The 24637-nt window shown below is 72.5% G+C and carries 15 protein-coding genes; 11 read left to right on the top strand and 4 right to left on the bottom strand.

Going from position 1 to position 24637, the window contains the following annotated elements:
* Window positions 1–63: 63 nt before the first annotated feature.
* The 7 genes from GA0070611_RS00440 (at window position 64) to GA0070611_RS00410 (ending at window position 7342) form a co-directional block, all read left to right on the top strand.
* Window positions 64–864, top strand: a complete 801-nt coding sequence (locus GA0070611_RS00440) for a PP2C family protein-serine/threonine phosphatase (RefSeq protein WP_091672256.1) — start codon at window positions 64–66, stop codon at window positions 862–864.
* 79 nt (window positions 865–943) lie between these two features.
* A complete protein-coding gene (locus GA0070611_RS00435) occupies window positions 944–1510 on the top strand; it encodes a TetR/AcrR family transcriptional regulator (RefSeq protein ID WP_091655786.1) in 567 nt (188 codons plus the stop codon).
* Entirely contained in the window at window positions 1507–2331 is an 825-nt protein-coding gene (locus tag GA0070611_RS00430) for an oxidoreductase (protein ID WP_091655785.1), read from the top strand. Before GA0070611_RS00435 ends, GA0070611_RS00430 begins: the two co-directional genes overlap by 4 nt.
* Before the next feature lie 64 nt (window positions 2332–2395).
* Window positions 2396–3226, top strand: a complete 831-nt coding sequence (locus tag GA0070611_RS00425; protein ID WP_091655784.1) for a universal stress protein — start codon at window positions 2396–2398, stop codon at window positions 3224–3226.
* A gap of 123 nt (window positions 3227–3349) precedes the next feature.
* Window positions 3350–5752 carry a phosphoketolase family protein gene (locus tag GA0070611_RS00420; protein WP_091655783.1) on the top strand — a complete coding sequence of 801 codons (2403 nt, stop codon included), beginning with the start codon at window positions 3350–3352 and terminating at the stop codon, window positions 5750–5752.
* Complete coding sequence (locus GA0070611_RS00415; protein ID WP_091655782.1) at window positions 5749–6615, top strand: universal stress protein; 867 nt, start codon at window positions 5749–5751, stop codon at window positions 6613–6615. The genes GA0070611_RS00420 and GA0070611_RS00415 overlap by 4 nt, the downstream gene beginning before the upstream one ends.
* A gap of 109 nt (window positions 6616–6724) precedes the next feature.
* Window positions 6725–7342: a DUF402 domain-containing protein gene (locus GA0070611_RS00410; RefSeq protein WP_091655781.1), complete on the top strand. Its 618-nt coding sequence runs from the start codon at window positions 6725–6727 to the stop codon at window positions 7340–7342.
* Here GA0070611_RS00410 and GA0070611_RS00405 read toward each other — a convergent pair.
* Window positions 7332–9680 carry a heavy metal translocating P-type ATPase gene (locus GA0070611_RS00405; RefSeq protein ID WP_091655780.1) on the bottom strand — a complete coding sequence of 783 codons (2349 nt, stop codon included), beginning with the start codon at window positions 9678–9680 and terminating at the stop codon, window positions 7332–7334. The two genes, GA0070611_RS00410 and GA0070611_RS00405, sit on opposite strands and share 11 nt — an antisense overlap.
* A 192-nt stretch (window positions 9681–9872) precedes the next feature.
* Here GA0070611_RS00405 and GA0070611_RS00400 point away from each other — a divergent pair, with 192 nt between their 5' ends.
* Window positions 9873–10883: an Acg family FMN-binding oxidoreductase gene (locus GA0070611_RS00400; RefSeq protein ID WP_091655779.1), complete on the top strand. Its 1011-nt coding sequence runs from the start codon at window positions 9873–9875 to the stop codon at window positions 10881–10883.
* A 93-nt stretch (window positions 10884–10976) separates the two neighbouring features.
* Complete coding sequence (locus tag GA0070611_RS00395; protein WP_197675933.1) at window positions 10977–12647, top strand: sensor histidine kinase; 1671 nt, start codon at window positions 10977–10979, stop codon at window positions 12645–12647.
* Between the two features lie 47 nt (window positions 12648–12694).
* Here the strand turns inward: GA0070611_RS00395 and GA0070611_RS00390 are convergent, their stop codons facing one another.
* Complete coding sequence (locus GA0070611_RS00390; protein ID WP_091655777.1) at window positions 12695–13333, bottom strand: response regulator; 639 nt, start codon at window positions 13331–13333, stop codon at window positions 12695–12697.
* Window positions 13334–13519: 186 nt separating this feature from the next.
* Between GA0070611_RS00390 and GA0070611_RS00385 the strand changes: the two genes are divergently transcribed.
* Window positions 13520–14491 (top strand): Acg family FMN-binding oxidoreductase, encoded by a 972-nt coding sequence (locus GA0070611_RS00385; protein WP_091655776.1) that lies wholly within the window; start codon window positions 13520–13522, stop codon window positions 14489–14491.
* 525 nt (window positions 14492–15016) lie between these two features.
* Here the strand turns inward: GA0070611_RS00385 and GA0070611_RS00380 are convergent.
* Together GA0070611_RS00380 and GA0070611_RS00375 are read right to left on the bottom strand one after the other, a co-directional pair.
* The gene (locus GA0070611_RS00380; RefSeq protein WP_157740146.1) at window positions 15017–21958 is read right to left on the bottom strand and encodes a polymorphic toxin-type HINT domain-containing protein; all 6942 of its coding nucleotides are present in this window, start codon (window positions 21956–21958) and stop codon (window positions 15017–15019) included.
* 586 nt (window positions 21959–22544) lie between these two features.
* On the bottom strand, window positions 22545–23537 hold the full coding sequence (locus GA0070611_RS00375; RefSeq protein WP_091655774.1) for an NAD-dependent epimerase/dehydratase family protein: 993 nt from the start codon (window positions 23535–23537) through the stop codon (window positions 22545–22547).
* Window positions 23538–24002: 465 nt separating this feature from the next.
* Between GA0070611_RS00375 and GA0070611_RS00370 the strand changes: the two genes are divergently transcribed.
* Entirely contained in the window at window positions 24003–24593 is a 591-nt protein-coding gene (locus GA0070611_RS00370) for a hypothetical protein (RefSeq protein ID WP_091655773.1), read from the top strand.
* Window positions 24594–24637: the final 44 nt, after the last annotated feature.

Genomic DNA, 24637 nt, shown 5'->3' with positions numbered 1-24637 from the left:
TTGACGGCGGACACGACACCCGAGACCCCCCGCGACCGCGTGTCGCGGTGCTACGGTCCGCTGGTGTTCCGCCGCCGCCCGCCGGACCGCCCCGTCGAGGCCGCCCGCCGGTCGACCGTCGGGCGACTCGTGCTGGAGGTCGCCGGCGGCAGCGTCGTCGGGCACCGCTACCCGGAGAACTACGACGTGCTGCACCTCGATCCGGAGCTGCCGCTCGTCGCGCTCGCCGACGGGATGGGCGACGGCGAGGGCAGCCGCACGGCCGGCGCCACCGCGATCGGCGCCTTCGTCGCGCAGGTCCGCGCCGGCTGGCCCGCCGTCGACGCGCGCCGGCTGCGGGCCGCGACGGCCGAGACCCAGCTCCGGGTACGCCGCGCCGGGGCGGCCCTGGACGGGCTGACCGGCTGCACCCTCACCGCACTGGTCGCCGAGCCCGACGGCGGGCACGGCTGGCTGGTGCAGCTCGGCGACTCGCGGGCGTACCGGCTGCGCGACGGGCTGCTGGAACTGATCACCGTCGACCACACCATGGCCTGGCTGGGGGTGGTGCACGGCTGGTGGCCGGCGGACTCCCCGGAGGCGGCCCGGGCCCGCTACCAGCTGCTGCGCTACGTCGGCCACCCGGACAAGCCGGAGCCGGACCTGCTCGCCGTGCCACTGCGCCCCGGCGACACCTGGCTGCTCTGCACCGACGGAATCAGCGACCAGCTCGGCTATCACCGGCTGCGCGACCTGCTGGGCGCCCGGCAGGACCCGGCGCGCACGGTCACCGCGCTGCTCGCCGCCACGCTGACCGAGGGCGGCGACGACAACGCCACCGCCGCCGTCGTCCGGGTCCACCCGAGCATCCCCGCCGCGCGCTGACCCCTCCCCCACCACGTCACCGACCGGGGTGACCGGCGACACGTGCGACGCTCTGACGTTCTGTGCAATTATTGTCAGCATGTCGAGCGACCGGTTGGAGACGATCCTCAGCGCGGCGTACGAGTGCTTCACCCGGCACGGGGTACGCCGCACCACGATGGACGACATCGCGGCGGCCGCCGGGATGTCCCGCCCGGCCGTCTACCAGTACGTCCGCAACAAGGACGACGCGTACCGGCGGCTCGCCGAGCGGATCTTCGCCGACTCGCTCGCCGCCGCCCGGCGGGCCGCCACGACCCCCGGCACCGAGCTGGCGCAGCGGCTGCACGACGTGCTCGCCGCCAAGCTGGAACTCACCCTGAAGCTGCACCGGGAGAGCCGGCACGCCGCCGAACTGCTCGACAGCAGCACCAAGCTCACCGGCGACCTCGCCGACGCGTACACCCGGGAGCTGACCGACCTGGTGGCCGGCGCGCTGGTCGACGCCGCGGGGTCGCACGCCCGCGCGGTGGCCGACGTGCTGGTCGCGCTCACCCGCGGCCTGGAGGCCGACCTCACCGACCCCGACCTGCCCCGACGGCGGCTGCGCGACGGCGTCGCGCTGATCGTCGCGGGCCTGCCCGCACACCCGGGAGACCTCTCATGACCACCGTCCTGATCACCGGCACCTCCTCCGGCATCGGCCGGGCCACCGTCCGGCGCCTCGCCCGCCGCCGCGACCTCACCGTCTACGCCACCGCCCGCAAGGTCGAGGCCATCGCCGACCTCGCCGACACCGGCGCCCGGCTGCTCCCGCTGGACGTCACCGACGAGGCCTCCATGCGCGCCGCGGTCGCCGCGGTCGAGGCCGAGCACGGCCAGGTCGACGTGCTGGTCAACAACGCCGGCTACGGCGAGTACGGCCCGATCGAGGAGACCCCGGTCGACCGGGTCCGGGCCCAGTTCGAGACCAACGTCTTCGGGCTCAGCCGGCTCACCCAACTGGTGCTGCCCGGCATGCGGCGGGCCGGCCGGGGCCGGATCGTCAACGTCAGCTCGATGGGCGGACGGCTGGTCTTCCCCGGCGGCGGCTACTACCACGCCAGCAAGTACGCGGTGGAGGCGATCTCCGACGCGCTGCGCCAGGAGGTCCGCCCGTTCGGGGTCGACGTGGCGATCGTCGAGCCGGGCCTGATCCGCACCGGTTTCGGGGCGGTCGCCGCCAGCTCGCTGGGCTCCGGCACCACCCCGGACGGCCCGTACCGGACGATGACCGAGACGGTCGACCGGGTGATGGCGGCGTCGTACGAGAACAAGCTCCTCGCCGCCACGCCGGAGACGGTGGCCCGGGTCATCGAGCGGGCGGTGACCGCCCGCCGGCCGCGCACCCGCTACCTGGTCACCGCCGCCGCCTGGGCGATGGTGCACACCCGCCGGCTGCTCGGCGCCCGCTTCTTCGACGGGGTGAACCGGCTCCAGTTCCGCTGACCCGGTCCCGGCCGCCTCACCCACGACTACCGTGGGTGAGGAGAGCGGTCGGGAGGTGAGGCGGATGGCGGCACCCACCCACGGCGCGGTGGTGGTCGGCGTCGGCCGCTCCGACGAGGACCTCCAGCTGATCCGGACGGCCGCCGGCGAGGCCGCCGCCCACCACCGGCCACTGCACCTGCTGCACGCCTTCAACTGGCAGGCCGCCCTGGAGGCGCCCTCGGTCACCGGCCCCCGCACGATCGCCGAGGACCTGCTGGAACGGGCCGCGAAGGTGGCCGCCGAGACGAGCCCGGAGGTGCCGGTCAGCGGCGAGATCGTCGAGGGCTCACCGGTCGAGGCGCTGATCCGGGCCTCCGACTCGGCGTTCCTGGTGGCGCTCGGTGACGGCGGGATGGCGGCGTGCGGGGCCTGCGTACCGGCCGACGCGCCGGCCGTGCAGCTCGCCGCCCGGGCCGGCTGTCCGGTGCTGGTCGCCCGGGGCGAGCCACCGCCGCCGGGTCCGCTGCTGGTCGGGGTGGACGGGTCGGTGAGTTCCCGGGCCGCCCTCGGGTACGCCTTCGACTGCGCCGAACAGCGGCAGGCCCGGCTGCTCGCCATCCGGGCCGTGGAGCCGAACCACCACGACGGCGACGACAACCTGCTCGAACGGGCGGTGGCCCGGCACAGCACCCGGCACCCCCGGGTGGCCGCCGAGTGCCACACCGTCCGCGGCGACCCGAGCACCGTCCTGGTCGACCAGTCCCGCTCGGCGCAGCTCACCGTGGTCGGCGCACGCGGGGACGCACCGTTGCGCGGGATGCTGGGCGCGGTCAGCCAGTCGCTGCTCTACCACTCGCCCGGCCCGGTGATCGTCGTACGTGGACTCGACCCGGAACCCGAGGACGGGTCGTGACGCCCCGGGTACCGGGACCAACGGCCCTGATCACGTCCGGCCCCGGGCGGAAGGCTGAACCTGCCCGGGCGGAGACCCGCCCCGGATGGCAGAAGACCCCGAGCCGCGAGAGGCTATTGCAGCATGGACACCGCTCTCGACCTGCACAGCCCACTGACCGAAGACGAGCTGCGCCGGCTTGACGCCTACTGGCGGGCGGCCAACTACCTCACCGTCGGGCAGATCTACCTGCTCGACAACCCGCTGCTCCGCGAGCCGCTCAAGCCCGAGCACGTCAAGCCGCGCCTGCTGGGGCACTGGGGCACCAGCCCCGGCCTCAACCTGCTCTACGCGCACCTCAACCGGGTCATCGTCGACCGGGACCTGTCCGCCATCTTCGTCACCGGCCCGGGCCACGGCGGCCCCGCCCTGGTGGCCAACACCTGGCTGGAGGGCACCTACAGCGAGCTCTACCACCACGTCCCGCGCGACGAGGCCGGGATGCAGCGGCTGTTCCGGCAGTTCTCCTTCCCCGGCGGGATCCCCAGCCACGTGGCGCCGGAGGTGCCGGGTTCGATCCACGAGGGCGGCGAGCTGGGGTACGCGCTGAGCCACGCGTACGGGGCCGCGTTCGACAACCCGGACCTGCTGGTCGCCTGCGTGGTCGGCGACGGCGAGGCGGAGACCGGCCCGCTGGCCGGCAGCTGGCTGTCCAACGTCTTCCTCAACCCGGCCCGCGACGGGGCGGTGCTGCCGATCCTGCACCTCAACGGCTACAAGATCGCCAACCCGACGATCCTGGACCGGATCCCCACCGAGGAACTGCTGGAGCTGATGCGCGGCTACGGCCACCAGCCGTACCTGGTCGAGGGGGACGACCCGACGACCGTGCACCAGCTGCTCGCCGCGACCCTGGACAAGGCGGTCGACGAGATCACCGCGATCCAGCGCCGGGCCCGCTCCGGCGGCCCGGTCGAGCGCCCCCGCTGGCCGATGATCATCCTGCGGACCCCGAAGGGCTGGACCGGGCCGCGCGACGTCGACGGCAAGCGGGTCGAGGGCACCTTCCGCGCCCACCAGGTGCCGATCGCCGAGGTCCGCGACAACCCGGCGCACCTGGCCGAGCTGGAGCGCTGGCTGCGCAGCTACCGGCCGGAGGAGCTCTTCGACGCCACCGGCGCGCCGGTCGCCGAGCTGACCGCCCTGCCGCCGAAGGGCGAGCGGCGGATGAGCGCCAACCCGGTGGCCAACGGCGGCCGGCTGCTGCGCGACCTGGACCTGCCCGACTTCCGCGACTACGCGATCGACGTCAAGGAGCCCGGGGTGCCGGTGGCCGGCGCGACCGGCGCGCTCGGCCCGTGGGTCCGCGACGTGATCACCCGTAACCCGCAGACGTTCCGTCTCTTCGGCCCCGACGAGGTCGCCTCCAACCGGCTCGGCGCGGCGTTCGAGGTCACCGACCGGGCGTTCGTCGGCACGCAGGTGCCCGGCGACGACCACCTCTCCCCCGACGGCCGGGTGATGGAGGTGCTCTCCGAACACCTCTGCGAGGGCTGGCTGGAGGGCTACCTGCTGACCGGCCGGCACGGCATCTTCACCAGCTACGAGGCGTTCATCCACATCGTCGACTCGATGGTCAACCAGCACGCCAAGTGGCTGAAGGTGACCCGGCACATCCCCTGGCGCGAGCCGGTGGCGTCGCTGAACTACCTGCTCTCCAGCCACGTGTGGCGGCAGGACCACAACGGCTTCTCGCACCAGGACCCCGGCTTCATCGACCACGTGGTCAACAAGAAGGCCGAGGTGGTCCGGGTCTACCTGCCGCCGGACGGCAACACCCTGCTCTCCACCATGGACCACTGCCTGCGCAGCCGGCACTACATCAACGTGGTGGTGGCCGGGAAGCAGCCGGCCCCCAACTGGCTGACCATGGACGAGGCGATCCAGCACTGCCGGCGCGGCCTGGGCATCTGGGACTGGGCCAGCACCGACGCGGACAGCGAGCCGGACGTGGTGCTCGCCTGCGCCGGCGACGTGCCGACGCTGGAGACCCTGGCCGCGGCGGACCTGCTCCGCCGGCACCTGCCGGACCTGAAGGTGCGGGTGGTCAACGTGGTCGACCTGATGCGCCTCCAGCCGCCGTCGGAGCACCCGCACGGCCTGTCGGACAACGAGTTCGACACCATCTTCACCCGCGACAAGCCGGTCATCTTCGCGTACCACGGTTACCCGTGGCTGATCCACCGGCTCACCTACCGCCGGGCCAACCACGACAACCTGCACGTGCGCGGCTACAAGGAGGAGGGCACCACCACCACGCCGTTCGACATGGTGATGCTCAACGACCTGGACCGCTTCCACCTGGTCATCGACGTCATCGACCGGGTGCCGGGGCTGGCCGCCCGCGCCGCCCACCTGCGGCAGGAGATGATCGACACCCGCCAGGCCTGCCGCGACTACACCCGCGAGTACGGCGAGGACGACCCCAAGGTCGCCGAGTGGCGCTGGATCCGGGAGACCGACCCGGCGCTGCGGAGCGGGCAATGAGTTCCCCGGAGATCCTGGTCGGCTACGACGGCTCCGCCGACGCCACCGTCGCCCTGAACTGGGCGATGGACGAGGCGGGCCGCTCGGGCCGGCCGGTCCGGCTGGCGTACGTCTTCGAGTGGTTGACGGTGGCCGGCTGGATCGGCCCCGGGGTGGCCCCCGGGATCTGGCCGGACGAGACCGCGCGCCGGCAGGTCGAGGACCTGGTCCGCAAGGCGGCGGCGGACGCCGCCGCCGAGCGGCCCGGCCTCACCGTGCACGGGGAGGTCTTCGACGGGCCGCCCGCCCTGGTGTTGCAGGAGCGCTCCACCGAGGCGGGGATGCTGGTGCTGGGCAGCCGGGGCCACGGCGGCTTCGGCGGCCTGCTCGCCGGCTCGACCGCCGTCTCCGTCACCGCCCACGCGCACTGCCCGGTGGTGGTGGTCCGGGACGGCCGGCCGGCCACCTCCGGGCCGGTGGTGGCCGGGGTGGACGGCTCCGAGTCCGCGCTGCGGGCGCTGGGCTTCGCCGTCGAGCGGGCCGCCCAGCGCGACGTCCCGCTGCGGGTGCTGCGCACCTGGGAGCCGCCCGGCGACCGGTGGGTGCCCCCGGACTTCGACCCGCAGCAGGCAGCCGCCGCCGAGCGGGAGGCCGTGGAGGCCGACCTCGCCCAGTGGCGGGAGACCTTCCCCGACGTGCCGGTGGAGGTCCGGGTCGAACCCGGCAACCCGGCCGCGCAACTGGTCGAGGCGAGCCGCGAGGCGCAACTCGTGGTGGTCGGCAGCCGGGGCCGGGGCGGGCTGCGGGGCATGCTGCTCGGCTCGGTCAGCCAGCAGCTCATCCACCACGCGCACTGCCCGGTGGCGGTGGTCCGGGAACGCTGAGCGGTGTGAGGAATTGCCCCCTGTTGACGGATTCCGTCGTACAGGGGGCCGTTCCTGACCCTCGCCCGACGGGGCAGCCGGCTCCCGGCCAGGCCGCTACTCTGCGGCGATGGTCTTCACACCGGGTCGGATCATCACCCGTCGGTACCTGCGCGGCGACCGGTGCACCTGGGTGCAGCCCATGCGGGTGCTCGCCGACGACGACCGGGGCCTGCTGCTCTGGCATCCCGAGGGCAGCGACTTCGCCCGGCTGGTGGACGCCGAGGGGCGGACGCAGCACGAGGTCACCATCGACCGGATGCGGGAGCCGCGCCTCGACGTGACCGCCTGGGCGACGTACGACATCCTGGTGCTGATGCCGCCCGGCGCGGCGTACTCCGTCTGGTGGTTCTTCCGGGCCGGCGCCTTCGCCGGCTGGTACGTCAACCTGGAGACGCCCTGCGTCCGGCGGCCCGACGGGGTCGACACCACCGACCAGCTCCTCGACATCGTGGTGACACCCGAGCGCGAGTGGCGGTGGAAGGACGCCGACGAGCTCGCGGAACGGACCGGACACCCGCTCTACCTGGACCGGGCCGGCGCCGACGCGGTCCGCGCCGAGGCCGACCGGCTGGTCGCGCTGATCGAGGCCGGCGGCTACCCCTTCGACGGTACGCACACCGACTTCCGCCCCGACCCGGGCTGGCCGGCGCGGCTGCGCCTGCCGGCCGGGGCGCTCACCGGGTAGCCGCGGCGGGGCCCTCGTCCGGGTTCAGCGAGAAGTAGTCCTCCTCCTCCTGCGCCAGGTGCAGCCGCAGCACCGCGTCCAGGCCGTACAGGGCGGCGAGCAGGTCCGGCACCTCGTCGGGGCGCAGCCGGCCGTCCTCGTGCTGGGCCAGGTGCCCGCCGATCCGGTCCACCAGCCGGCTGATCTCCACGTGCGCCCGGCTCATCGTGGAGGTCGCCTCGTCGCTGCCGAGCGGGCCGGCCAGCGCCGGGTAGAGCTGCCGTTCCTCGGCCGCCTCGTGCGGCAGCACCTCGTCGACCAGCCGGCGGTGCACCGCGCGCAGCGCCGGCACGCACTCCGCCGCGTCGGGGCGGGTCGCCACCAGGTCGGCGGTGTCGCGCAGCCGGGTCAGCACGTCGCGCACCCCACCGTGCTGGCCCGCGTACCGGTCGAGCAGCTCGCGGGTCTCCGGGGGCACGTCGCGGCGGCTCAACCCGCCACCGAGGGCGCGCAGCGCGTTGAGGATCACCAGCACGTCGATGCCCTCCTGGAGGAACGCGCCGGCCACCGGGGGCAGCCCGCCGAAGGCGGCGACCACCATCGCGACGACCGCGAGGCCCATCCCGACGGTGGCGCTCTGCACGGCGATGCGGCGCGCGTACCGGGCGATCTCCACCGCGTCGGCGAGCCGGTCCAGCCGGTCCACGGTGAGCACCGCGTCGGCCACGTCCGCCGAGGCGGTCGCCCCGGTCGCGCCCATCGCCACCCCGACGTGCGCCTCGGCCAGAGCCGGGGCGTCGTTGACCCCGTCGCCGACCATCACGGTCACCGCCCGGCCCGACTCCTCCCGTACCCGGTCGACCTTCTCCCGGGGTGAGCACTGCGCCCAGACGTCGTCCACGCCGACGGTCTGCGCCACCTGCCGGGCGGTGCGCGGCCGGTCCCCGGTGACCATCACCAGTCGGGCCAGCCCCGCCTCCCGCAGCCGCCGCACGGTGCGGCGGGCGTCCGGGCGGACCGGGTCCTCCAGCAGGATCGCCCCCAGCGGCCCCCGGTCGTCGGCGACCCACACGGTGGACCGGCCGGCCAGCTCGGCCCGTTCCCGGACCCGGTGCGCCCACTCGGGCGGCTCGCCCGGCAGCTGGCCGACCCGGACCCGCCGGCCGTCCACCCGGCCGGTCACCCCGCGCCCCGGCTCCTCCGTGACGTCGGTCGGCTCGGCCAGCGCCAGCCCCTGCTCGCGGGCCTGCCGGACCAGCGCGGTCGCCAGCACGTGCGGGGAGAGCTGCTCGACGGAGGCGGCCAGCCGCAGCACCTCGTCCCGGTCCCCGCCGGGCGCGACCACCGTCTCGGCCGCGCGGGGGCGGCCGGCGGTGAGCGTGCCGGTCTTGTCCATCAACAGGGTGCGGGCCCGGCCCAGCAGCTCCAGCGAGCCGCCGTCGCGGACCAGCACGCCGCGCCGGGCCACCCGGGACAGCCCGGAGACGATCGCGATCGGGGTGGCCAGCAGCAGCGGGCAGGGGGTGGCCACCACCAGCACCGCCACCGCCCGCAGGAACTCGCCGGAGAGCAGCCAGGCGGCCCCCGCCAGCAGCAGGGTGAACGGCACGAACGCCGCCGCGTACCGGTCGGCCAGCCGGACCATCGGGGCCTTGTGCGCGGTGGCCTCCTCGGCGAGCCGGACGATCCCCGCGTACGTGCTCTCCGCCGCGTTCTTACGGGCCCGCAGCCCGAAGGCGGCGCCCGCGTTCACCACACCACTGGCCACCTGCTCGCCCGCGGCCCGGCCGACCAGCTGCGACTCGCCGGTGACCACCGACTCGTCGAGGGTGGCCGGTTCCTCCACGGTCCCGTCCACCGGCACCACGTCACCCGGGCCGACCAGCAGTCGGTCGCCCACCGCGACCCGGTCCAGCGGCACCACCTCGATGCCACCGTCCGGGGTACGCCGGCGGGCCTGCCGGGGCGCGCGTTCCAGCAACGCCCGCAGGTCCCGGGTGGCCCGGCGTTGGGCGTAGTTCTCCAGCGCCTGCCCGGTGGCGACCATCACCGCGATCACCGCACCGGCCAGGTACTCGCGGGTCAGCAGCGCGCCGACCAGGGCGAGCACCGCGATGACGTCGACCCCGAACTGCCGGTGCCAGAGCTGCTTGAGGGTGGTCCAGGCGGCCGGAAGCACGGCGACCAGCGTCACCGCTGCCCAGAGCAGCTGAGCCACACCGCGCAGCCCGGCGGACCAGAGCCCGGCGCCGACCAGCACGGCCAGGGTGAGCAGGGTCAGCGGGGCCCATTCCCGCAGACTGGCCCGGCGCTGCCGCGCCGGCTGCTCGGGCAGGCACTCACGTCCGTCGGTCCCCACTTGCCGATCGTCGCAGCGGCCCGGTGGGGCAGGTAGGGCAAACCGGGGTAATCCGCTGAGGCCGAAGGACCCGGTGGCCGGGCGGGGCGGGGCGTGCGGCCGCTCCGGTCATGGCCGAGGATGGAGCGGGCAACCCGACCCGGTCGTCCCCCGCGTGGGGCACGATGGGGAGAGACAGGAAAGGTCGTGACGATGAGCCAGGAGACGCCGGCTACGGACCGCCCGCTGACCACCGCCCTGGCGGAGGCCGCCGGGATGGCCGGCCACGCCCCCTCGGTGCACAACTCGCAGCCGTGGCACTGGACCGTGCTGCCCGACGCGCTGGAGCTGCGGGTGGTGCGGGAGCGCCACCTCAGCGTCATGGACCCGGAGGGGCGGCTGCTCCTCGTCAGCTGCGGCGCCGCGTTGCACCACGCCCGGCTGGCGCTGGCCGCCGAGGGCTGGACGCCGGTGGTCCAGCGGCTGCCCGACCCGGCCGAGCCGGACCTGCTGGCCCGCCTCACCGGCTTCGCGCACACCGGCGCGGACCCGGACGCCATGCACGCGGTGCAGTGCATGCGGGTACGGCACACCGACCGCCGGCCGGTCAGCGACGAGCCGATCCCCACCGCCACCCTCGGCGAGATCGACCGGGCCGCCACCCGGGAGGGCGTCAACCTCCAGGTGCTCGACGACAGCCAGAAGATCGAGCTGGCCGCCGCGGCGCAGCAGGCGGCCGCGGTCGAGAAGGGCAGCCCCGAACTGCTGGAGGAGCTGGCGTACTGGACCAGCCGCGCCGGCACCGGCACCGGCCTGCCGCCCGAGGTGTTGCCGGCCGAGGCGCCGCAGACCACCGTGCCGGGACGCGACTTCGGCGGGACGGGCACCCTGCCGATCGGTCCCGGCCACGACCGCGCCGCCGTCTACGGCATCCTCTGGGGCACCGAGGACGAACCGGACAGCTGGCTGCGGGCCGGTGAGGCGCTCTCCGCCGCCTGGCTCACCGCGACCCGGCTCGGCGTCTCCCTGGTGCCGCTCAGCGGCGTGGTCGAGGTGGAGGCGACCCGCTACGCGCTCCGGCACATGCTCTCCGACCTCGGCTTCCCGTACATCTCGATGCGGCTCGGCCTGGCCGACCCGACGCACGCCGGCCCCGCGCACACCCCGCGGCTGGACGCGGCGCAGACCGTCGACACCTCGGCGGTTCGTGATCAACTGTCCTGACGGGTCTCGTCCCGCACGGTCACCGGGCGATAGCATCGCCCGGTGGCCAGCGCACCGAATCCCCGGAACGAGCACGTCACCCCGTCCCTGGGCCTGACCCCGCTGTCCCGGGTCCGGCTCGACGAGCTGCTCCAGGAGATGCTCGACCGCGTCGGCGAGGTGGTCACCAGCCGGGAGCGGCTGCGCGCCCTGCTCGACGCCGTGGTGGGCATCGGCTCCGACCTCGACCTGCGCAGCACCCTGCAACGGATCGTCCAGTCGGCCTGCGAGCTGGTCGGCGCGAAGTACGGCGCGCTCGGGGTGATCGGCCCCGACCGGCTGCTGCACGACTTCATCATCCACGGCATCGGCCCCGAGCTGCACGCGAAGATCGGCGAGCTGCCGCACGGGCGGGGCGTCCTCGGCCTGCTCATCGACGACCCGCGCCCGCTGCGCATGCCGGACATCACCCAGCACCCCAGGTCGTACGGCTTCCCGGCGCACCACCCGCCCATGCACAGCTTCCTGGGCGTGCCGGTCCGCATCCGTGACCACGTCTTCGGCAACCTCTACCTGGCCGAGAAGCAGGGCGCGCCGGAGTTCACCGAGGACGACGAGCAGATCGTGGTCGCGCTCGCCGCCGCGGCCGGCGTGGCGATCGAGAACGCCCGCCTCTACGCGCTGGCCCACCGGCGGGAACGCTGGCTGGCCGCCGCCGCCGAGATCACCTCGGTGCTGCTCGGCGAGGTGCGCCGCACCGACGCGCTGAACCTGGTGGCCCGCCGGGCCCGCGAGGTCGCCGAGGCGGAGCTGGCCCTGGTGCTGCTCTACGACGAGGACGAGAACCAGTTCACCGTCGAGGTCGTCGACGGCGCCGACGACGCCGCCCGCGACCTGGTCGGGGCGGTGCTACCGGCCAGCGAGACCACCTTCGCCGCCTCCGTCACCGAGCGCCGCCACGAGCTGGTCGAGAACCTCGCCGAGGCGGCCCCCTGGCCGGGGCCGGTGATCGCCGGGCCGGCGGTGGTCTCCCCGCTGGCCGCGGCCGACACCCTGCACGGCGTGCTGGTGGTCGCCCACCGCGGCGACCACGCCCCGGCCGCCGAGGACGACGTGGCGCTGCTGGGCAGCTTCGCCGGGCAGGCCGCGCTCGCCATGGAACGGGCCCGCGGCCAGGAGGAGCGGGAGCTGCTGGTGGTCCTGGAGGACCGCGAGCGGATCGCCCGTGACCTGCACGACGTGGTGATCCAGCGGCTCTTCGCCACCGGCCTGCAACTGCAGAGCGGCGCGATGAACGCCCGCCCCGAGGCGGCCAAGCGGATCAACCAGGCCGTCGACGACCTGGACGCCACCATCCGCGACATCCGCCGGACCATCTTCGAGCTGCGCACCCCGATGAGCGCCGCGCTGCGCACCGAGATCCGCGAGGCGATCGAGGTGGCCGCCGAGTCGCTCGGCCACCGCCCCGAGCTGGAACTCGTCGGCCCGATCGACAGCGCCGTGCCCGACGCGCTGCGCCCCGAGCTGACCGCCGTGCTGCGCGAGGCGCTCTCCAACGCCGTCCGGCACGCGCACGCCGACCGGGTCGCGGTCACCGTCCGCGTCGACGCCGGCTGGGTGAGCGTCACCGTCACCGACGACGGGGTGGGCTGCGACCCCGAGGCGGCCCGCAGCGGCCTGGTGAACCTGCGCGAACGGGCGGAACGCCTCGGCGGCGACTTCCAGCTCGACCGGGTCGACCCGCACGGCACCGAGCTGCGCTGGAGCGTCCCGCTGCGGGACTGACCGGGCCGGGACCGACCGGTCGGGCGGGCGGGTGCCCCGCCCGGGCGTCAGTGCGACTTGCCGAGCAGTCGGGTGGCGAGCACCGCCGCCTGCGTACGCCGCTCCAGACCGAGCTTCGCCAGCACGCTGGAGACGTAGTTCTTCACGGTCTTCTCGGCCAGGAACATCTTGCCGGCGATCTCCCGGTTGGTGAGGCCCTCGGCCACGTACTCCAGGATCCGCCGTTCCTGCTCGGTGAGGCTCTTCAGCTCGCGCGGCTGCTCCACGCCGCTGCGGATGCGCTCCAGCACCCGGGTGGTGATCGCCGGGTCGAGCAGCGACTGGCCGGCCGCCACCCGGCGCACCGCGTCCACCAGGTCGGTGCCGCGGATCTGCTTGAGCACGTAGCCGGCGGCACCCGCCATGATCGCCGCGAAGAGCGCCTCGTCGTCCTCGTACGAGGTCAGGATCAGCCCCTTGATCGACGAGTCCACGGCGCGGACGTCCCGGCACACGTCGATGCCGTTGCCGTCGGGCAGCCGGGCGTCGAGGATCGCCACGTCGGGGCGCAGCGCCGGGATCCGCCGGGCCGCCTCCTGGGCCAGGCCGGACTCCCCGACCACCTCGATGTCGCCACTGGCGGTGAGCAGGTCGGCAAGGCCACGGCGGACGACCTCGTGGTCGTCGAGCAGGAACACCCGGATCATCCGTCCTTTCTACCCCGCCGGCCACACCCCGCGCACGGGTCGAAGGTCCCTACCGCGACGCGCCGCCGCCGGGCACACGGGCCCGCTCAGGTGGGGACCTCCGGCCCTGCTCACCACGACCCGCCCTACCGCACCGTAGGAGGGAACCCGGGGAGCGGCACGGCTGCCACGGAAGGGAGCACCACGATGACCGGCTACACCGTCGAGCAGCTCAGGGCCACCGCCGTCGACGCCGTACGGGCACCGTCCCTGCACAACACCCAGCCGTGGCGCTTCCGGCTGCGCGACGGCGGGATCGAACTCTCCGTCGACCCGCTGCGCCGGCTGCCGGCCACCGACCCGAGCGGCTGGGGCGCCCGGATCGCCTGCGGGGCCGCCCTGTTCAACCTGCGCCTCGCGCTCGCCGCCGCCGGCACCCCGGCCACCGTCCGGCTCCGCCCGTACCCGGGCGACCCGGACGTGGTCGCCCGGCTCGTCCCGGACGTCCCGCGCCGCCCCACCCCCACCGAGCAGTCCCTGTACGCGGCCGTCGGCCGCCGGTTCAGCAACCGCGCGCCGTTCTGGCCCGACCCGGTCCCCGCCGACGCCCGCTGGCGGCTCGGCGAGGCGGCCCGCGCCGAACAGTGCTGGCTGGAACTGGTCATCGGCACCAGCGCGGTCAACGCGTTCGCCGAGATCGCCCGCAGCGCCCACCGGGTCCTCGAACGCGACCCCGGGTACGTGACCGAACGGGGTGCCTGGATCCGCTCCGAGCCCTCCCCCGACGGGGTGCCCGCCGCCGCCGGCGGCCCGCAGAGCGAACCGCAGGACCTGCTGCCGCAGCGCGGCTTCGGCGGCCGCAACCGGGCCCCCGGCCGCGACTTCGAGCCGGAACCCCTGGTCGCGGTGCTCGGCTCGGCCGGGAACACCGCCACCGACCAGATCATCGCCGGGCAGGCGTTGCAGCGGGTGCTGCTGACCGCCACCGACGCCGGGCTGGCCGCGTCGATGATCTCCCAGCCGATCGAGGTGTCCGGGGCCCGGGAGGCGCTACGGCTGTCGCTGGGGCGGTTCGGGACACCGCAGATGGTGATGCGGATCGGGTACGGACAGCCGGGCAGCGCGACGCCACGGCGGCCGGTGGAGGAAGTGCTCGACCTACCGGTGGCGCACGGGTGAGGCGGTGGCGCGCCACCGAGCGACAGACGAGACCTTGGTCAACCAGTTCCAGCTCACCCTACGAAGGGCCACGTTGTCACAGATCCGCAGCGGGCCACGGACCGATACATCTTCACCTTGTGCTTGTAGCTGACCGGGACACACGCGCCCAAACGCCCGCGCACACGTTCTGGTGGTGCCGCTACGAAGAGGAGTCTCTGCGTAGCGACACCACCAGAAGATCGTTACAGATCTCTCGTGCCTTTTCCTTGCCTGCGCTCCACTATTCAGTGGCGCTGAAATGACCCGCAATCCATGCCGCACCCAGCTCGGTCAAGCTCCAACGAGACCCAGTGCCCTTCGGCTCGGAATCGTCCGCCTGAATCAGGCCTTGATCCGCAAGCCGTCGAAGGTCCGCAGTGATTCCGGTTTCAATTCGGGCACCCCGCCTCCCCAATTCGAGATCAATCATGCGAGTGTCCCACAGCCCACCACCATCACGGACGACTTCCAAAGCTAGGAGAGTTGAAATTTGGTTCATCTCACTTACCTCACGCTGGGATGGTAGAGGTCATTAGGTGCACCCGCCCGCGTCAACCCGTAGTCATTCAAGGACTGCGTATGAAGCTGATCCCAGAGTTCATACGAACCAGATTCGGGTTGACCGGTCCTATATCCAGCCTTCCGATATAGTACTGACTCGCGCAGCTCGTGCGTGTAGAAGCGGAGGTCATGAGGAGTCGCTTCCATCTCGCCAGCGGAAATTGACCGCAGGCGATTCAACATTCCTTGTTCTGCCGATTCCAATGCGCCGCCGTCGGCAAACCGGAGCAGGTGTGTCTCAACAGCGTCGACGCCATTCGTTTGGACCTTTGCCCTGCTCCAGTCCAATCCTCCGCAATTGTGGACGAGGACTGGCGTTTCGCCGGCGGTCACATAATAGGTGTGGATCTCGGCGACGGTGAGGTCGTGCATCACCTTGGCGCCGGTGTACGAGCGGACCAGCTTGACGCTGACCCGACTGCCGTCGAGCGCCCGCAGGTCCTCGTCGACGCGCAGGTCCACCGCGTCGATCCAGTCGTGCCGGTCCTCGCTCCAGAACGGGTGGTGCTGCGTGGTTTTCAGGACGGACTCGGACCCGTCCCCGGCGACCACGGTCACATCCGTCAGGTCCTTGTCCAGGTTGGTGTGCGTCCTGGTGACCGCCCGGGCCTCCGTCGCTCCGGTTTCCGGATCGGTGGCCAGCACCTCGTCGCCCACCTCGAGCTTCTCGATGGGCTCCTCGTCGCCGTCGGCCATCCGGACCTTGGTGCCGGGCGCGAAGCTGTGCTTGATCAGGCAGGCCTCGGCCTGCTCCAGCACCTCGTCGGCCCACTTGACGTCGTCCGACCACTTCAGCAGGGCTCGCCCGGACCGCCGGAGCATGCTGGCGAGCGGCTTGATCTTTCCGAGGAGTCGGACGGCCTTGCCCGCCGGCAGCAGGCCTACCAGGGTCCAGGCGCACGCCTTCACGTCACCGTGGATGCAGTCCAGGATGTCGGTGACGCCGAAGAGGTCGAGAAGAAGCTTCCCGCCGGCCTTGAGGATGACCGCGGTGACGCTCTGTTCCTTGACCTGCTTGGCGTGCCTGATGTCCTCGGCGCTGGGCCCGGAGCTGCCGCCCTTGCCGCCCACACCACTGTTGCCGCTACTGCCGCTACCGCCGCTGCCGCCCCGGTGGCCCCCACCGCCGTTGCTGCGTTCGCGCTTGATTTTCTCGTCGGCGACCCGGGCCTTCGCCCATTCCGCATCGTTGCAGGCGCCACCGCAGCCGTCGTTGTCGCCCTCGACCTCGACGTAGTTGCCGAAGAGGTCCTCGTAGTCGGCACCCGGGCCGCAGCGGTCGTCGGAGCACGAGCTCAGGCCGGTCGGGTCGGAGAAGCTGATCGGGCTGTTGTTGCTGTAGGCGTACGCGTTCCACGCTTGTGGATCGCTCAGGTCCTGCAGCGGGTCCACGGAGACGAACCGGCCGAGGCCGGGGTCGTAGTCGCGGGCCCCGATGTGGGTCAGGCCGGTCGGGTCCTTGTCGCCGCCGACGAAGCCCTTCGGGTTGCTCCACTGCGGCTGGGTGCCGCGCGGGTCACCGTACGGGGTCTGCCGCCGGACGCTCACCTGCTGGCTGTTCGCGTCGATACCCACCTGCTGGGTGCCCTGGTGGTCCGAGTAGAGCCAGGTCAGCGAGGTGGGGTTGCGGGTGGCGACCCCACTGCCGGCGAAGCTGTAGTAGCGGGTGCCGGTGACGGCGGTGGTCGCCTTGTCCCGCCGCAGCTCCTGACCGGGCAGGTACAGGGTGGTGCCGGTGGCGTCGCGCCGGATCAGGCGGGCACCGTTGGCGTCGTAGATGTTGGTCTCCACGGACTGGCCGCCCGCGGTGACCGTGGCGAGCTTGCCCTCGCTGTTCCAGCCGAGGACCTGCGAGTTGCTGCCGGTGGCGCAGTCGTTGGCCGCGGCCCCGGTCGGCCGGCAGGTCATGTTGCCGGCGGCGTCGTAGGCGTACTTCGTGGTGACCGGCGTCGCCGGGCCCGGCGCCTGGGTGGCGACGGAGTCGACGGCGTGGGGGCGGATCTTGCCCTGGCCGCTGGCCGGCGGCGAGTAGGTCCGGGTGGTGTCACCGAGACTGGTGTGCGCGGTCTCGGTGCGCCGGTTGCCGATCTCGTCGACGGTCCAGTCGTACCAGTAGGGTGCCGGGCCACCGAGGTTGGCGACGGTCGGCGCGGTGGCGCAGTCGACGCCCGACTTGGGAGTCCAGGCGCTGGTGAGCCGCCGCAGCGCGTCGTAGCCGAAGCACTGGGTGTCGGCCGCGCCGACCTCCGGCGCGTCCTTGATCGAGGTGATGTTGCCGATGTCCTGGTACTGGTACGTGGTGTCCTGCACCGTGCCGGTGGCCGTCTCCGGCTTGACCGTGTACCGGTCGACCCGACGGGTGGTCAGGTCGTAGGACGTGGCGTCCTCGACGTAGACCCCGCCGTCGATCTTTCGGGTGGTGAGGGTCGGCTCGCCGTATGCGGTGTACTGCTGGCCGATGACGTACCGACCGACGTTGATCAGCGTGGTGTTCAACGCCGTGGGCAGACCCGTGGTGGCGTCGTAGTCGGTGGTCACGGTCTCGTTGGTGAGACCACCGCCGGCCGGGTAGCTGAGGCTGGTCGGTTCCCCGGTGTAGGGCGAGTAGCCCATGCTGTAGGAGTAGGTCCCGGTCAGCCCGCTGCCCTCGGCGGCCGGGATGAGGTAGTCCGCACCCGTGACCTGGTAGCGCTCGTTGACGCCGGTGATCCGGTACGTGTACGCGTACGTGGTGCCGGCGGTCGCCTCGTAGCGGATGCTCTGGGTGAGCTGTCCGCGTAGCGTCTTGCCGGAGTCGAGCTTGTCGTACTTCCACTCGGCCCGCTTGTTGGCCGCGGCGATGCTGCCCTCGTAGAGAGCGGTGCGCCGGCCCATCGAGTCGTACTCGTTGAGCAGCACCTTGCCGTTGGCGTCGGTGGTCTTCGACGGCTCGTCGTAGACGTTGTACTCGGTGCTGGTGGTGCCCTTGTCCGGGTCCTCGGCGGAGATCTGCCGACCCTTGACGTCGTAGGTGTTGACCCACTCGTTGCCGAGCGAGTCGGTCACCCGCTCCAGTTGGCCCTTCTTGTTGTAGGCGTACCTGGTGGAGAGGTCCGGCTTGACCTGGGTGGGGTCGACCCGCTGGAGCAGCTCGACGGTCCGCCCCTGGGCGTCGGACTTCGCCGTGGTGACGGTGCCACCGGCCGGCGGCGTGACCTTGGTGGAGTCACCGAGGTACTGGGTGGTGGTCCGCCACTTCTCGACCAGGTTGGTCACCCCGTCGGTGCCGTAGAAGACCTGGTCGGTGGCGCGCGACGCGTTGTCGTAGATCGTCTTGGTCAGGGCCGGGACGGACCACTCCGGCTCCCACCACAGGGCGCCGGCCGGCGTGCCGGGCTCGACGTGCGGCTGGTAGCCGGTGTCCGCGCGGCCGGCCTTGTCGTAGAGGGTGTCGGTGACGACCCGGCCGCCGCCGACCGCCAACGACTGGCTCTGCCGGGGACGCAGGAAGGCGTCGAAGATCTGGTACGAGGTGCGGTACCCGCCGCCCGCGTGCAGCTTGCTGCTCTTGACGTACGGGTAGGCGTCCCGGTTCGGGGCGAAGACGTAGGTGTGCTCCACCAGCGGGCTGGTCGGGTGGTCCGCCTTGGTCCACCCGGCGTCCCAGCCGCGCTTCAGCCGACCCGACGGGTCGTACTCCATGTCGGAGACCCGGCCGTTGAAGTCGGTGGTCCGGCTCGGCGAGCCCCAGTACGGCAACTGGTCGATGGTGGTGGTCCACGGCGTGGTGCCACCGTTGGGGTCCGGCGTGCTGGTCGTCACCCGGGTGACCGGACCGCCGGTGGCCGGCGTGTACGTGGTGGTGACCTTGTTGTTGCGGGCGTCGGTGGCGGTGGCCGGGCGGCCGTAGACGTCGAAGGTCGCCTGGCTCTCGGTCTGCCACACGGTGCCGCCGGCGACGGACCAGTCCTTGAGCTTGTCGACCCGGGTCACCGCGCCGTAGCTGGGTGCGGTGTCGACGCTGGTCGCCCCGTCGTAGAACTTCTGCTCGTCGGCGAGCACGTCCGCGGTGCTGGCGGGCGAGACGCCACACTTCAACGCCACCGCCGTGGTGCGCTTGACGAGCTGGGTGAGGTTCTTGGTGGTGTTCCGGTTGTAGAAGTAGGTGAAGCACTTCTCGTCGCCGGCCTTGGCCACGTCACCGTTGTCCTGCGCCGACGTGGTGCTGCCGTACGTGTCGTCGAACGTCGACTCGGTGCTCGTCACCCGCCAGCCGCCGGCGCCGTTCACGCCGAGCGCGGTGCCGGCGTAGCCGACCCGGGTGTTGGTCCACCGGGCGGTGACCGTGTCACCGTTGATGGTCCGGGTGGCGAGCGCCGGGGACATCCAGGGGACGTTCACCGTCTTGGAGACCGGCTTGGTGTCGACACCGTTGTAGACCACCTGCTCGCGGACCATCCCGGCGAACTGGTCCTCGTCGTAGACGGTCTCGCTGCCCAGCGACGCACCGACGGTGATGCTGCGGGTGCCGCCGGAGGTGGACGCCCTGTCGCCGTGCATGCCCCGCAGGAACGTGGTGCGGGTCAGCGTCTGGCTGGGCGCATCACCCTTGCGGACCTCCACCTGGCCGTAGCCGCGGAACTGGTTCCAGGTCTTGCGGCGCGGCTTGATCAGACCGTTGTCGTCGGCGTAGTGCCAGGCCGCCGGACCGACGTAGTTGTAGTAGGTGTTCTGCACCGGCTGGCCGTGGTCGGTGCCGCCGACGACGACCGCCAGGTCGGACTCGGAGACCTGGGTGACCACGTACTTGTGCCACCACTCGGTGATGTCCGGCCCGGTGTAGTTGTACGGGTCAGGGGTGATCACCGGGTAGCAGCGCCGGGTGTTGCCGTACGTGGTGGCGGGCAGGTTGCCCGAGGCACAGTCCGCCGTGCTGTAGCTGACCTGGATCTTGGATCCGGTCTCGGTGATGATGTTGCCCATCCGCATGCGGTTGTTCGTGGTGTTGTTCTTGGTCAACACCCGGTTCGGCTTGGCGACGGGCTCGAAGGTGATCGGCGGCATGGCGTCGGTGCCGCCGACCAGGCCGGTCCGCACCAGCGAGGTCAGCCACATGCCGGCGTGGTCACTGCCGTCACCGACCGCCGGCCAGCTGTGGTTCAGCGTCCACGACTCGACCTGCTGCCACGCCGGGGTGGTCTTGGTGGTGTCGTACACCTGGGTGGTGATCTTCGACAGCCGCTTGGTGGACCAGAACGTCGGCGCGTAGTTCTGCCCGCAGTTCGTCGCGGTGGAGGTGCACTCCTGGTCCCAGGGCACGTCCTTCCAGTGCGCGGCGTCGTGGATCGTGCAGTCCGCGGCGCACCGGTCGGCCACCGTGAAGGTCACCATCGCGGTCGGCGTCACCTTGCGGTCGGTGGAGCTGCGGTCCCAGGTGCCGTAGTCGATCTGCTTGAGCGTGCCACCCCGGTCGTAGCGGGCCTTGGTGGTGGAGGTGGCGTTGCGCGCGTAGTAGTTGGTCTCCGGGGTGTACCAGTACGACATGGTGTTGCCGCGCGGGTCCACCACGTAGTCGAGGTTCCACCGCCAGGCCTGGTCACAGAAGGACGAGGCGAAGCTGGTGTTGTAGCAGGGCTCCACGGACTGATTGCCGGACACCGGCACGGTCCACGTCGACGAGGTCACCGCGGTCTCGCCCGGCAGGTTGTGCCGGCCGAAGAAGTACTGGGTGCCGTCGGTCGTGGTGACCTTCCAGTACTCGCCGTCGTTGTCGCCGTTGGTCGCGCCGGTCAGCTTCTCGATCTTCGAGCCGTCCTCGCTGCGCCCGTGCCAACCCTTGCCGGCCTCGAACACCAGCTCGGTGCCCCGCCCGTTGAGCGACATGGTGGCGTTGTCGGAGCGCCAGCACTGGTCGGCGGTCCGGTTGGTGCTGTTGTTGCCGCCGGTCATGTCGTCGGCGCAGCTCACGTAGCTGCGCTCGATGTAGCCGGGCCAGAAGTCGAAGCCCTCACCGATCCAGGACGGCTGGCTGTTCGACGCGTCCGACTGCCCGTCCACCCGGTCGGAGGAGTAGGCCAGGCCGATGCTGGGCGCCGGGCCGCCGTTGGACGGCGGCACCCGCATCGGGTACGACCACGAGAAACCACCCGTCGAGGTGCCCGCCGACCAGGTCGAGCTCACCGAGAGCGGGGTGGCGGCCAGGTCGCCTTCCGTGCCGGACGCGCCCGCCGCGAGCGCCACCAGCGTGGACGCGGTGGCCGTGGTCCGGGCACCCGCATCGACCGCCGGCAGCGGCACGTCCGCGCTGACCGCCCCGCCGTCGTTGCGGGACGCCAACGGGGTGGCCGAGCAGCCCGCCTTCGCCGGCGTGCTCAACGCGCACTCCGGCACCTGCCACAACTTCAGCCGGGACGCCCAGCTCGCGCCGTACGCGTTCTTGAAGCTCCGGTAGTCCACCGAGACGGCCGCCGCACCCGTCCCGGTGGCCTTCGCCGTCGCCGTTGCCGTGGCCTGCGGAGCCACCCGCAGCAGCAGCCCGTCGCGCCACTGCGCCGGCGTCGCCGTCCGGTCCAGCACCTCGACCGACACCGCCTGCGTCCGGGCCCCGGCCGCGCCGCCGGCCCGACCCACCGACACCGGCAGGTCCCCGGCCTTCACCGCCGGGGCCGTCGCCCGCCGTTGCCCGCCGGCCGCCGCCGGCAGGGTCACCGACGCCTTGCCCGGCTTCGGCCACACCGGCGCCGCCAGGTCCGCGCTGCGCACCGGCTTCGACGGCCACGCCCGACCCTTCGCCGGCGCGCCGTCGGAGTCCAACTTCTCCTGCTGCGCCGACAGATGCGTCTTCGGCTTCGCCACCGCCGACGTCGGCACGGTCAGCGCCGAGACGGTCAGCGTGCCGGTCAACACGGCCGCGATGCCGACCCGCAACCGGCTGTGGGGGTCTCGTAGGGATCTCAGGGGTGGGCGAGGGGGACGTGTCACACGAAACTCCTATGTGGAGGAATGGTGAACCGACCGCACCGGTCGACAGCGACCGGCCGGCTCGGGTCCAGGTGTCGAGGCGGCCGCAGGTCGACCCGCCTCGGGAGATGCGCGACAGCCGGTGCGGAGTCCACCGCATCGGCTACCGGCAAGTGAGTGCTACACGCCCGGGGACGCCGGATCGCCGAGGGTGCCGGAGGGCACGATCGGTCGCGGCGGGAAGTTGACGTGGTGGAAGACCGGCCGCCCGGCGCGGGCATCACCCGTCACCGTCGAACGTCTGCGGAAAAAGGCAGGCACTATCAAGCGGCCAGTCGCCATCTCAACCCCCGTGATGGATGTGCACCAGTCGCGCGAACTTTAAGGGCGATGAGCCACCTGTGTCTACATCGATCACCTGTGGTGACGACGAACCGGATATCTGCCCGGCGATCGGCATCCTCCACCACTCGCGGTCATACCTCTGTGGATTGTTGGGCCAGCCTCGCCGGACGCGACCCGCATCAGTGGCTCACCCCGCCAGCAGGGCCGCCTCCCGCGCCGGGTCCAGGCCGACGGCCGCGCGCGCCGGCCGACCCGCCCGCGCCGGTACCCGACCCACCTCGCCCAGCCACCGCCAGGTGTCCGCGACCGTCTCGGCCACCGGCCGGCAGACCAGCCCCGCCGCGTACGCCTTCTCCACGCCGCGCTCCTGCAACCACCGGTACTCGTGCCCCTCGGGAATCCAGATCGGCAGGTCGTTCCAGGGCTCGACGCCCGCCGCCAGGATCGGCTCCGGGTCCGTCCAGCGCAGCACCGCGTCCGACCCGGTCGCCGCGACCGCCGCGTCGAGCAGCCCACCCATCGTCGTGTGCCCGCTGCGGGAGATCACGTTGTACGCCCCGCCGGCGCCCGCCGCGCCCCGGTCCAGCAGCCAGCCCGCCAGGTCCCGGACGTCGACGTACTGCACCGGCAGGTCACGTGGACCGGGGGCGAGCACCTCGCCGCCCCGGGCGATCCGGTGCAGCCACCACGGCAGCCGGCCGATGTCCTCCCCCGGCCCGAGGATCAGGCCGGCCCGGACCAGCAACGCCCGGTCGCCGAAGACCGCCGTCGCGGCCCGCTCGCCGCCGGCCTTGAGCTGCGCGTAGTCGCCGTCGACCGCGTTCGCGTCACCCTCGACCGTGGGCGCCTCCTCGCCCACCCCGGCCGGCACCGGCACGGCGTACACGGATCCGCTGGAGATGTAGACGTACTGAGGTACCGCGCCGAGCAGGGCCCGCGCCGCGTCCCCCACCGCGCGGGGTGCCCCGTCCCAGGTGTCCACCACCAGATCCCACTCGCCGCCGGTCAGCGCCGCCAGCCCATCCGGCACCGTCCGGTCACCCCGCAACCGGCGTACGCCGGCCGGCAGCTCGCCGTGCAGCCCTCGGTTGAACACCGTCACCGTCCAGCCGCGCCGCAGCGCCTCCCGGACCACGGCCCCGCCCACAAAACCCGTTCCACCCAGCACCAGCAGTCTCATGCGTCCCACCCTTCCCCCGGGCGGTACGGCAGGGAGTCCTGTTCACCCGCAGCGGATCTGCCAAGGGCAGAAGACGTCCGGCCACCGGGACCCGCGTGACACAGCGGCGCGCACAGCCGCGACCGGGGCGGCTCCGTGTCGGGTCCGTGCGTGGGGTGTGGCGGTTGTCGTGATCAGGCCCGGATGTCCGTCCCCGGGTGTGGTCGGGGGCACCGTGGGGGCGGAATGGTGGCGGGGGTGGGGTCGTTGTATCCGGGTGAACGGCCGAGCAGGACCCGCCCCGCCCGACGGGGTGGCCCCGCCGGGGAATGACGGTGGACCGCCGGTCGTTACATCTGGTCCCGGCGTCGCGAAGAGGCCCCCGCCCCGCGAGCTGCCGGATCCCCCCGAGACTTTCTTGAGCGCCTGACGTGGTGCTTGCGCACACCCCCCCGTGTGCGTCGACCCCCGAATGGAGCTTTTCCCATGAACACGATCATTCGTAAGAGCGTGCTCGGTGTTGCTGGTCTGGCGTTTGCCGGTGGTGTGTTCGGTGGTCCGCTCGCGGCCCACGCCGATGCCCCGGTCAAGGACGCGAAGCCCGTCGCGGTGGTGCAGAGCGCCGACAAGCCGGACAGGGGCAAGCTGGTCCCGCACGGTGTGCAGGGCGCGCAGTCGAAGATTGATCTGAACGCCGAGCAGACCGCCAACGTGAAGGCGATCATCGCCGCCACGAAGAAGGCGGGTCTGCCGGAGCGGGCCGCGGTGATCTCGATCGCCACCGCGCTGCAGGAGTCGAAGCTGGAGAACCTGGGTCACCTGGGCGACAAGAACGACCACGACTCGCTGGGCCTGTTCCAGCAGCGCCCCTCCAGTGGTTGGGGTACGCCGGAGCAGATCACCGACCCGGAGTACGCGACCCTGGCGTTCGAGAAGGGTCTGAAGCAGGTCGACGGCTGGCAGGACATGCCGCTGACCGAGGCCGCCCAGACCGTCCAGGTCAGCGCCTACCCGGATGCGTACGCGCAGTGGGAGCAGCAGGCCGCCGACCTCGTCGCCCAGCACTGGAACAGCTGACCAACGCAACAGCGAAGGCCCGGCTCAGATGAGCCGGGCCTTCG

The organism is Micromonospora auratinigra, assembly GCF_900089595.1.
GTDB lineage: Bacteria > Actinomycetota > Actinomycetes > Mycobacteriales > Micromonosporaceae > Micromonospora > Micromonospora auratinigra.
The sequence above is the reverse complement of the archived record's forward strand: the minus strand, read 5'-3'. Positions and strand labels throughout refer to the sequence as shown.

Bases quoted from the DNA above. Each gene is read 5' to 3' on its own strand.
- GA0070611_RS00385 (WP_091655776.1), top strand. From the start codon at position 13,520: ATGACCGGCTACACCGTCGAGCAGCTCAGGGCCACCGCCGTCGACGCC.
- GA0070611_RS00435 (WP_091655786.1), top strand. From the start codon at position 944: ATGTCGAGCGACCGGTTGGAGACGATCCTCAGCGCGGCGTACGAGTGC.
- GA0070611_RS00375 (WP_091655774.1), bottom strand. From the start codon at position 23,537: ATGAGACTGCTGGTGCTGGGTGGAACGGGTTTTGTGGGCGGGGCCGTG.
- GA0070611_RS00410 (WP_091655781.1), top strand. From the start codon at position 6,725: ATGGTCTTCACACCGGGTCGGATCATCACCCGTCGGTACCTGCGCGGC.
- GA0070611_RS00425 (WP_091655784.1), top strand. From the start codon at position 2,396: ATGGCGGCACCCACCCACGGCGCGGTGGTGGTCGGCGTCGGCCGCTCC.
- GA0070611_RS00415 (WP_091655782.1), top strand. From the start codon at position 5,749: ATGAGTTCCCCGGAGATCCTGGTCGGCTACGACGGCTCCGCCGACGCC.
- GA0070611_RS00430 (WP_091655785.1), top strand. From the start codon at position 1,507: ATGACCACCGTCCTGATCACCGGCACCTCCTCCGGCATCGGCCGGGCC.
- GA0070611_RS00400 (WP_091655779.1), top strand. From the start codon at position 9,873: ATGAGCCAGGAGACGCCGGCTACGGACCGCCCGCTGACCACCGCCCTG.
- GA0070611_RS00420 (WP_091655783.1), top strand. From the start codon at position 3,350: ATGGACACCGCTCTCGACCTGCACAGCCCACTGACCGAAGACGAGCTG.
- GA0070611_RS00370 (WP_091655773.1), top strand. From the start codon at position 24,003: ATGAACACGATCATTCGTAAGAGCGTGCTCGGTGTTGCTGGTCTGGCG.
- GA0070611_RS00390 (WP_091655777.1), bottom strand. From the start codon at position 13,333: ATGATCCGGGTGTTCCTGCTCGACGACCACGAGGTCGTCCGCCGTGGC.